We start from the raw sequence: 7,600 nt of genomic DNA on the forward strand, positions 1-7,600 counted from the left end.
TAGACCGGGGACTGGAGCGGCCCGGACATGCGGTCGGGTGACGCGCCCGCGCTGCCGCCGCGGGGGGGCCCCGGTTGCCGCTACGGCGGGCTGCCGTCGCGTCCTCCCGCGGGCGGGCGGGGCGCCGGGCCGTCGTCGCGGGCCGCCGGGCGCGAGCGGGACGCGGAGCGGCCGACGCACTCCGCCGCGGACGACGGCGGGGCGCCGGGCGCGCTGCCCCGGCGGCGTCCGGGGGTGTGCCTGGAGGAGGCGCGGGAGCGGGACCCTCAGCCGTCCACCGGGGCGCCGGGGCTGCCGGCCGGGCTCCCCGAGACCGCCGACCCCGACGTCACCCTCCTCACCCGCCTGCGTACGGCACTGGAGGAGAACCTGTGAACCGTCGTGACGACCCATGAGACGTGCCCTCGCACGGCGCGCCGAGAAGAGGAGACTGATGACGATCCAGCCCAGGGTGCGGGACGAACTGCACGCGCTGCGCGACCAGGTGCGCCATCTTCGCGGCGGCATGGTGGCCAGCGCGGACGGCATGGTCATCGCCCACGATCTGCGGAACATCGAACCGGACGCCCTCGCCGCGCTCACCGCGGCGGCCATCGGCGTCGCCAAGCGTCTCACCGAGGCGACCGGTCAGGGCGGCTTCGAGGAGACCCTCACCCGCGGCACGCACGGCTACGTCGCGGCGTACGCGGCCGGGGCGAAGGCGGTGCTGACCACCGTGGGCGGCCCGGAGATCAATGTGGGGCGACTGCATCTGCAGGCCCGTCAGGCCGCGGAGCGCATCGGTGCGCTGGTGGACGAGGCGCCCGCCGCGGACCCGTCCTGATCCCGCCGCCGTTCCCACCCCGCCGCCACCGGTCGTCGCTCCCCCAACGCCCCGCCCGGGCCCCGCGTTTCACGCCCCGCCGCAACCCGTACCCAGAAAGGTGTGCACCGTTATGGCATCCATGGAAAACGCGCTCGCCGATGCGATGTCGACCATCGAAGGCGTCATCGGCATCGCCCTCGTCGATCACACCAGCGGGATGACGCTGGCGGCGCTCGGCGGCAGCAACTCACTGGATATGGAGGTCGCCGGGGCCGGAGTCACCGACCTCGTCCGCGCGAAGTTGCGCACGATGGAGATGCTGGATCTGCAGGGCTCCATCGAGGACATGCTGATCACGCTCACCTCGCAGTACCACCTGATCCGGCCGGTGACCGGGCGCCACGGCGCCGGGCTCTTCCTCTATCTGGTGCTCGACCGCAAGCGCGCCAATCTCGCGCTGGCCCGGCACCGGCTCGCCCGGGTCGAGGAGGTACTGGAGGTCTGAGCGGTTCAGCCCGGCAGGCTCCGGGCCGCCTCGTCGAGGACGGCACGCAGCCGCAGGCCGTCCGGGGCAACGGCGGTGGCGAGGACCGCGGGGCCGGTCAGCGGCGCCAGCACGCCCTGCCCGCCGGACGCGTCCCGCCGCTCCGGCGCGGCCCCGCCCAGCAGCCGCACCCGCTGCTCGGCGTCCTCGCACTCCGGCCCTACGGCGATGAGTTGACCGAGAGCCCGGTGGCCGCCGAGGACGGCGGAGGCGTCCCAGCCGGGTACGCCGGGGCCGTAGGCGGTCTCCTGGTCCAGCAGGGTGCGTCCGGCGCGGCGGATCGTCAGACGGCTGTGCAGCGTGCCGGTGTGCTCGCCGCTGCGGCCCAGGACCTGTTCCTCGCGCAGGACGAGGCGGGCGGTGGGGGCCAGTTCGACGGTGGTGGTCATCCACAGGTCGCTGCCCTCGGCGCAGATCAGCGGTTCGGGCAGCCAGTCGAGGCGGGCGCCGTCGCCGACGGTCAGCCGGACGTCGTAGGTGGCGGCGTCGCCGGTGCGGCCGGGCAGTGCGACGGTGGCGGCGGCCGCGGTCAGGTGGAGCGACGCCCCGGCCTCGGCGGTGGCCTCGACGGCCAGCCGGTCACCGCCGAGCGGGGCGCTCATCGCGCCCACCATGCAGACGCGGGCCTGCGGCCCGGGGAAGCCGATCCGGCGCAGCGCGAACGGCCCGGCGCCGTCCAGGACAGGCAGCCGGGTGGTGCCGTGCGCGTCGGTGCGGGCGAGGATACGGGCGGTGGCCCGCAGTCCGGCGGCCGTGACCGGGTCGCCGGCCGGCCGGGTGATGGTGGGCGCGGGGCTCATGCGGCGCTCGTGGTCCACTCGGCGAGGCGGGCGCGGACCCACTCGGCGACCGGGGTGACGCCGCCGTCGGACTTGACGTTGGTGAACACGACGGGCAGTTCACCGCGCTGGGCCTTGGCGTCGCGGGCCATGCCCTCCAGGTCGACGCCGACGTAGGGGGCGAGGTCGGTCTTGTTGACGATCAGCAGGTCGGCGGTGGTGACGCCGGGGCCGCCCTTGCGGGGGATGTCGTCGCCGCCCGCGACGTCGATGACGAAGATCTGCGCGTCGACGAGGCCCTTGGAGAAGGTGGCGGTCAGGTTGTCGCCGCCGGACTCGACGAGGATCAGGTCGAGCGGGCCGACCTCGTCCTCCAGATCCTCGACGGCCTCCAGGTTGGCGGAGATGTCGTCGCGGATCGCGGTGTGCGGGCAGGCGCCGGTCTCCACCGCCTTGATCCGCTCACCGGGCAGGACCGCCTCACGCAGCAGGAACTCGGCGTCCTCCCGCGTGTAGATGTCGTTGGTGACGACGGCCAGGGACAGTTCGTCACGCAGCGCCCGGCACAGGGCGGCGACCGTGGCGGTCTTGCCGGTGCCGACCGGGCCGCCCAGGCCGATGCGCAGGGCGCGGCGGGTGCCGTCGGAGCGGGTGGGCGTCGCGGCGCTGTAGCTGTGGCGGTGCGGGAAGATCTCGTCGAGTTCGTGGTCGAGGTGCATACGGACTCCGTAGTCGTGCGAGCGCGCGAGGCGCTGGGGGCCGCCGGGAGCGGGTGGCTCCCGGCGGCGGTGGTCAGGAGGCGAAGAGGCGGACCGGCCAGGCGGCGTGCTGTTCGGCGGTGATGTCGAGCAGCGGCGCCGACGCGGCGGGCAGCACATGCGGCCCCTCCGTCGGGAAGCGTGCCCCGGCCGCCGCGGCGTCGGCCGCGAGACGGTCGAGGTCACCGGCGAGGCGGGCGAGAACGGCGGTGGCGTCGAAGGGGTCCAGGCTGAGCAGCCGGACCACCGCGGTCGCCGGGCCGCTGACGTTCTCGTACGCCGCGGCGTAGGCGGCGTCCAGCGGTGTCAGCCCGGCGGCGCGGGCGGCGACGCCCAGCACCACCGGTTGGTGGGCGCCGCGCGGCCGCGCCGCGGCCAGCGCGGCCAGCTCCGCCGACGGCCAGGCCGCCCGGGCCGCCCGCATCATCTGGCGGCCCAGGCGGCGGGCGACGGCGCGCAGCGCCGGTACGGGCGTACGGGCGTCCGCCGCGTCGTCGAGGGCCAGCGGGTCGCCGCCGGCCGCGGCGGCCGCGGCGAGCCCCGCCGCGACCAGCCCGGCGGTGTGCAGCCGGCCGCGGCAGAACGCCTCCAGGGAGGCGGCGTCCGTGATGCGTCCGGCCGCGACCGCGGCCTCCGCCCCGCCGGAGTGCGCATGCCCTCCGGCGGGGAACCGGCCGTCGGCGAGCACCATGAGGGCGGCGCGGTTCATCGCGGTCCTCCGGGGTGCGTTCCGTTCCTGGATGAGATCATCTGCGTCATCTTAGAAGAGGAAGTAACGCTGGGCCATGGGGAGTTCGGTGGCGGGGGCGGGCTCGACCACCTCGTCGTCGATGGTCACCGTGAAGGTGTCCGGCTCCACGTGGACCCGCGGCAGGGCGTCGTTGTTGCGCATCGACGCCTTGGTGACGGACCGGGTGCTGCGGATCGGCTCGTACGCCTTGGCGAGCGGGAGCCGTTCGGCGATGCCGTCCTCGACCGCCTGCGCGGAGACGAAGTTGACGGAGTTGCTGCCCGGGGCGCGGCCGATGGCGCCGAACATGGGGCGCGGCAGGATCGGCTGCGGGGTGGGGATGGAGGCGTTGGCGTCACCGACCTGCGCGTAGGCGATCTGGCCACCCTTGATGACGAGCAGCGGCTTGACGCCGAAGAACGCCGGGTCCCACAGCACCAGGTCGGCGAGCTTGCCGTCCTCGACGGAGCCGATGACGTGGTCGATGCCCTGGGCCGCGGCCGGGTTGATGGTGTACTTCGCGACGTACCGGCGGGCGCGGGTGTTGTCGGCAGCGGTGTCGCCGGTCAGCAGACCGCGGCGCTTCTTCATCACGTGGGCGGTCTGCCAGGTGCGCATCACGACCTCGCCGATGCGGCCCATGGCCTGGGCGTCCGACGACATGATCGAGATGGCGCCGAGGTCGTGCAGGATGTCCTCGGCGGCGATGGTCGAGGGCCGGATGCGGGACTCGGCGAACGCGAGGTCCTCGGGGACCGCCGGGTTGAGGTGGTGACAGACCATCAGCATGTCGAGGTGTTCCTCGACGGTGTTGACGGTGTGCGGCCGGGTCGGGTTGGTCGACGCGGGCAGCACGTTCGACTCGGAGACCATGGCGATCATGTCGGGGGCGTGGCCGCCGCCCGCGCCCTCGACGTGGAAGGCGTGGAGGGAGCGCCCGGCGATGGCCGCGATGGTGTCGCCGAGGAATCCGGCCTCGTTGAGGGTGTCGGTGTGGATCGCGAGCTGGGCGCCGCTCTCCTCACAGATGTTCAGGCAGGCGTCGAGGACGGCGGGCGTGGCGCCCCAGTCCTCGTGGATCTTGAAGCCGAGGACCCCGGCGCGCAGCTGGTCGCGCATCGAGTCGGCGGACATGGTGTTGCCCTTGCCCAGCAGACCGACGTTGACGGGGAGGTTGTCCATCGACTCCAGGAGCCGGGAGATGTGCCAGGCGCCGGGGGTGATGGTGGTGGCCTTGCTGCCCTCGGCGGGTCCGGTGCCGCCGCCGACGAGGGTGGTGACGCCGGAGGCGAGGGCCTCGTCCACCTGCTGGGGGCAGATGAAGTGGACGTGGGTGTCGATGGCACCGGCGGTGAGGATCTTGCCGTTACCGGCGATGATCTCGGTCTCCGGGCCGATGACGAGGTCGGGGTGGACCCCGTCCATCGTCTCGGGGTTGCCCGCCTTGCCCAGGGCGGTGATCCGGCCGTCGCGGATACCGACGTCCGCCTTGACGATGCCCCAGTGGTCGAGGACGACGACGCCGGTGATGACGGTGTCGGGGGCGCCCTCGGCGCGGGTGACGCGGGACTGGCCCATCGACTCGCGGATGACCTTGCCGCCGCCGAAGACGGCCTCGTCACCGGCGCGTCCGGGACCGCCGCTGCGGTCCTCCTCGATCTCGATGACCAGGTCGGTGTCGGCGAGGCGGATACGGTCGCCGGTCGTCGGGCCGAAGAGGTCGGCGTAGTCCTGGCGGGAAAGCTCAGCCATCGAGAGTGCCTCCGGTCTCACCGCGCAGCCCGGCGACGATCCGCTTGCCCGCGAGGGGGACCAGCTCGACCTCGGTGGGGATTCCGGGCTCGAAACGCACGGCGGAGCCCGCCGCGACGTTGAGCCGCATGCCGTGCGCGGCCGCACGGTCGAACGCCAGGCCCGGGTTGGCCTCGGCGAAGTGGTAGTGGGAGCCGACCTGCACGGGGCGGTCGGCGGAGTTGAGGACGGTCATGCGCGTGAGGGGGCGGCCTTCGTTGAGGCGTACCGGCTCGTCGGCGTAGAGGATCTGTCCCGGGATCATCTTCTGCTCTCCCGCGGTCAGTTGATGGGTTCGTGAACGGTGACGAGCTTGGTGCCGTCGGGGAAGGTGGCCTCGACCTGCACGTCGTGAATCATTTCGGGGACGCCGTCCATGACGTCGTCGCGGCTGAGCACCCGGCGTCCGGAGGACATCAGCTCGGCGACCGTGCGGCCGTCGCGTGCCCCTTCGAGGATGTGGGCGGTCAGCAGCGCAATGGATTCCGGGTGGTTGAGCTTCAGCCCCCGTGCTCGGCGCTTTTCGGCCACGTCGGCTGCCACATGAATCACCAGGCGTTCCTGCTCATGCGGGGTCAGTTGCATACGTTCCACCTCACAGACTTCCTGCCCGGGCACGCGTTCGCCCAGGTCACAGGCGTGGACACGCCTGTATGGGTAGATGTATCACACAGCGACTAAAGGGAGAGCAAACCATCTCTCCGTAAGAGGTCATCAACACCCCATCGGGCACCGGTGAGTTCGGGCGTATTCCCTCGGCGTCACACGCCCGCTCACCTGCGGAACCCTTCTCGTCACTGGAGAGTTGGCGCCTTCCTTACCAGGAGTTACCGAGTGGCGACCGAATTCCCCTTCCGGATTTCCCGATCCGGAAATTCCCGACAGCCGTAATGCGATGGCGAATTCCACGTCCCGGAACACCAGCCGGACCGATCGGGCACGGCGCCCCGGGTGCCGCGGATGGCACGCTCCGGGCAATCCGGGCCATCCGCCGCTCGGCGAACACCACTGTCCGGTACCCGCTCTTGACGGGGCGGAGATCCCTCACGATCCTCATGTGCGCGTCAAACGCTCCGCACCACCCCCCACACCAGTATCGGAGCCACACCGTGACTCGCACCGCCCGTACCCGCCGTCTCACCCTCGCCACCGGCGCCTGCGCCGCCGTCGTCGGTCTGCTCGGTGCCGCGGCCAGCGCCCAGGCGACCGCGCCGACCGCCGCGCCCGACATCCCGGTGGCCGACATCAAGGCCGACCTCGCCACGTTCCAGTCCATAGCCGACGCCAACAACGGCACCCGCGCCCACGGCACCGCCGGCTACCAGGCGTCGGTCGACTATGTGAAGGGCAAGCTGGACGCCGCCGGGTTCACCACGCAGGTCCAGGAGTTCAACAGCGGCGGCGCGAAGGGGTACAACCTCATCGCCGACTGGCCGGGCGGCGACGAGAGCAAGACCGTGATGTCCGGCGCCCACCTCGACTCCGTCCCCGCGGGCCCCGGCATCAACGACAACGGGTCCGGTTCGGCCGGGATCCTGGAGGTCGCGCTCGCGGTCGCCAAGGCGGACCTCAAGCCCACCAAGCACCTGCGGTTCGGCTGGTGGGGCGACGAGGAGGACGGCATGATCGGCTCCTCCCACTACGTCGACTCGCTCGGCGCCGGCACCGCGAAGCTCGACTCGTATCTGAACTTCGACATGATCGGCTCCCCCAACCCCGGCTACTTCGTCTACGACGACGATGCGCGGCTGGAGAAGGTGTTCAAGGACTGGTTCGCGTCCAAGGACATCGCCACCGAGAAGGAGACCGAGGGCGACGGCCGCTCCGATCACGCGCCGTTCAAGGACGCCGGGGTCCCGGTCGGCGGGCTGTTCTCCGGCGCCGACTACATCAAGACCGACGCGCAGGCCAAGGCGTGGGGCGGCGAGGCGGGCAAGGCGTTCGACGCCTGCTACCACGAGTCCTGCGACACCTCGAAGAACATCGACGACACGGCGCTGGACAACCACACCGACGCCATCGCTCACGCGGTCTGGGAGCTGAGCTCCTGACCGCCCGCGCTCGCGCGCTACCGGCCTGACCTCACCCGGTCGGCCCCCGCGCCGCGCGGCCCCGCGGGCGCGCGGGGCCGGGGCGCGCGGGAGGGGGGGCGGCCGGGCCGCGCCCCCCCGGCCCGCGCCCCCAGACCCCCAG

Annotated in this window: 10 protein-coding genes; 4 read left to right on the forward strand and 6 right to left on the reverse strand. The window is 72.6% G+C overall.

Annotation, left to right across the window (positions count from 1 at the left end; translation table 11 throughout):
• Positions 1 to 27 precede the first annotated feature (27 nt).
• The 3 genes from ACFWWQ_RS28440 to ACFWWQ_RS28450 all read left to right on the forward strand — a co-directional run bounded on the left by ACFWWQ_RS28440 (position 28) and on the right by ACFWWQ_RS28450 (position 1,310).
• Positions 28 to 375 (forward strand): hypothetical protein, encoded by a 348-nt coding sequence (locus tag ACFWWQ_RS28440; RefSeq protein ID WP_384601976.1) that lies wholly within the window; start codon positions 28 to 30, stop codon positions 373 to 375.
• A 58-nt stretch (positions 376 to 433) separates the two neighbouring features.
• Entirely contained in the window at positions 434 to 823 is a 390-nt protein-coding gene (locus ACFWWQ_RS28445; RefSeq protein ID WP_143940401.1) for a roadblock/LC7 domain-containing protein, read from the forward strand.
• 112 nt (positions 824 to 935) lie between these two features.
• Positions 936 to 1,310 carry a hypothetical protein gene (locus ACFWWQ_RS28450; RefSeq protein ID WP_384601978.1) on the forward strand — a complete coding sequence of 125 codons (375 nt, stop codon included), beginning with the start codon at positions 936 to 938 and terminating at the stop codon, positions 1,308 to 1,310.
• A 5-nt stretch (positions 1,311 to 1,315) separates the two neighbouring features.
• On the opposite strand, the gene ACFWWQ_RS28455 is transcribed toward ACFWWQ_RS28450, so the two are convergent.
• The 6 genes from ACFWWQ_RS28455 to ACFWWQ_RS28480 all read right to left on the reverse strand — a co-directional run bounded on the left by ACFWWQ_RS28455 (position 1,316) and on the right by ACFWWQ_RS28480 (position 5,992).
• Entirely contained in the window at positions 1,316 to 2,149 is an 834-nt protein-coding gene (locus ACFWWQ_RS28455; RefSeq protein WP_384601980.1) for an urease accessory protein UreD, read from the reverse strand.
• On the reverse strand, positions 2,146 to 2,847 hold the full coding sequence (ureG, locus tag ACFWWQ_RS28460; protein WP_384601982.1) for an urease accessory protein UreG: 702 nt from the start codon (positions 2,845 to 2,847) through the stop codon (positions 2,146 to 2,148). The genes ACFWWQ_RS28455 and ureG overlap by 4 nt, the downstream gene beginning before the upstream one ends.
• A 73-nt stretch (positions 2,848 to 2,920) precedes the next feature.
• Entirely contained in the window at positions 2,921 to 3,595 is a 675-nt protein-coding gene (locus ACFWWQ_RS28465) for an urease accessory protein UreF (protein WP_384601984.1), read from the reverse strand.
• Between the two features lie 51 nt (positions 3,596 to 3,646).
• The gene (locus tag ACFWWQ_RS28470; protein WP_384601985.1) at positions 3,647 to 5,368 is read right to left on the reverse strand and encodes an urease subunit alpha; all 1,722 of its coding nucleotides are present in this window, start codon (positions 5,366 to 5,368) and stop codon (positions 3,647 to 3,649) included.
• Positions 5,361 to 5,672 carry an urease subunit beta gene (locus ACFWWQ_RS28475; RefSeq protein ID WP_143940407.1) on the reverse strand — a complete coding sequence of 104 codons (312 nt, stop codon included), beginning with the start codon at positions 5,670 to 5,672 and terminating at the stop codon, positions 5,361 to 5,363. The genes ACFWWQ_RS28470 and ACFWWQ_RS28475 overlap by 8 nt, the downstream gene beginning before the upstream one ends.
• 17 nt (positions 5,673 to 5,689) lie before the next feature.
• Entirely contained in the window at positions 5,690 to 5,992 is a 303-nt protein-coding gene (locus tag ACFWWQ_RS28480) for an urease subunit gamma (RefSeq protein WP_384601987.1), read from the reverse strand.
• Between the two features lie 524 nt (positions 5,993 to 6,516).
• On the opposite strand from ACFWWQ_RS28480, the gene ACFWWQ_RS28485 reads away from it, so the two are divergent.
• Positions 6,517 to 7,458, forward strand: a complete 942-nt coding sequence (locus tag ACFWWQ_RS28485) for a M28 family metallopeptidase (RefSeq protein ID WP_384601989.1) — start codon at positions 6,517 to 6,519, stop codon at positions 7,456 to 7,458.
• Positions 7,459 to 7,600 lie beyond the last annotated feature (142 nt).

Source organism: Streptomyces sp. NPDC059080 (assembly GCF_042739975.1).
GTDB classification, from domain to species: domain Bacteria; phylum Actinomycetota; class Actinomycetes; order Streptomycetales; family Streptomycetaceae; genus Streptomyces; species Streptomyces benahoarensis.

Bases quoted from the DNA above. Each gene is read 5' to 3' on its own strand.
- ACFWWQ_RS28440 (WP_384601976.1), top strand. From the start codon at position 28: ATGCGGTCGGGTGACGCGCCCGCGCTGCCGCCGCGGGGGGGCCCCGGT.
- ACFWWQ_RS28445 (WP_143940401.1), top strand. From the start codon at position 434: ATGACGATCCAGCCCAGGGTGCGGGACGAACTGCACGCGCTGCGCGAC.
- ACFWWQ_RS28450 (WP_384601978.1), top strand. From the start codon at position 936: ATGGCATCCATGGAAAACGCGCTCGCCGATGCGATGTCGACCATCGAA.
- ACFWWQ_RS28455 (WP_384601980.1), bottom strand. From the start codon at position 2,149: ATGAGCCCCGCGCCCACCATCACCCGGCCGGCCGGCGACCCGGTCACG.
- ureG (WP_384601982.1), bottom strand. From the start codon at position 2,847: ATGCACCTCGACCACGAACTCGACGAGATCTTCCCGCACCGCCACAGC.
- ACFWWQ_RS28465 (WP_384601984.1), bottom strand. From the start codon at position 3,595: ATGAACCGCGCCGCCCTCATGGTGCTCGCCGACGGCCGGTTCCCCGCC.
- ACFWWQ_RS28470 (WP_384601985.1), bottom strand. From the start codon at position 5,368: ATGGCTGAGCTTTCCCGCCAGGACTACGCCGACCTCTTCGGCCCGACG.
- ACFWWQ_RS28475 (WP_143940407.1), bottom strand. From the start codon at position 5,672: ATGATCCCGGGACAGATCCTCTACGCCGACGAGCCGGTACGCCTCAAC.
- ACFWWQ_RS28480 (WP_384601987.1), bottom strand. From the start codon at position 5,992: ATGCAACTGACCCCGCATGAGCAGGAACGCCTGGTGATTCATGTGGCA.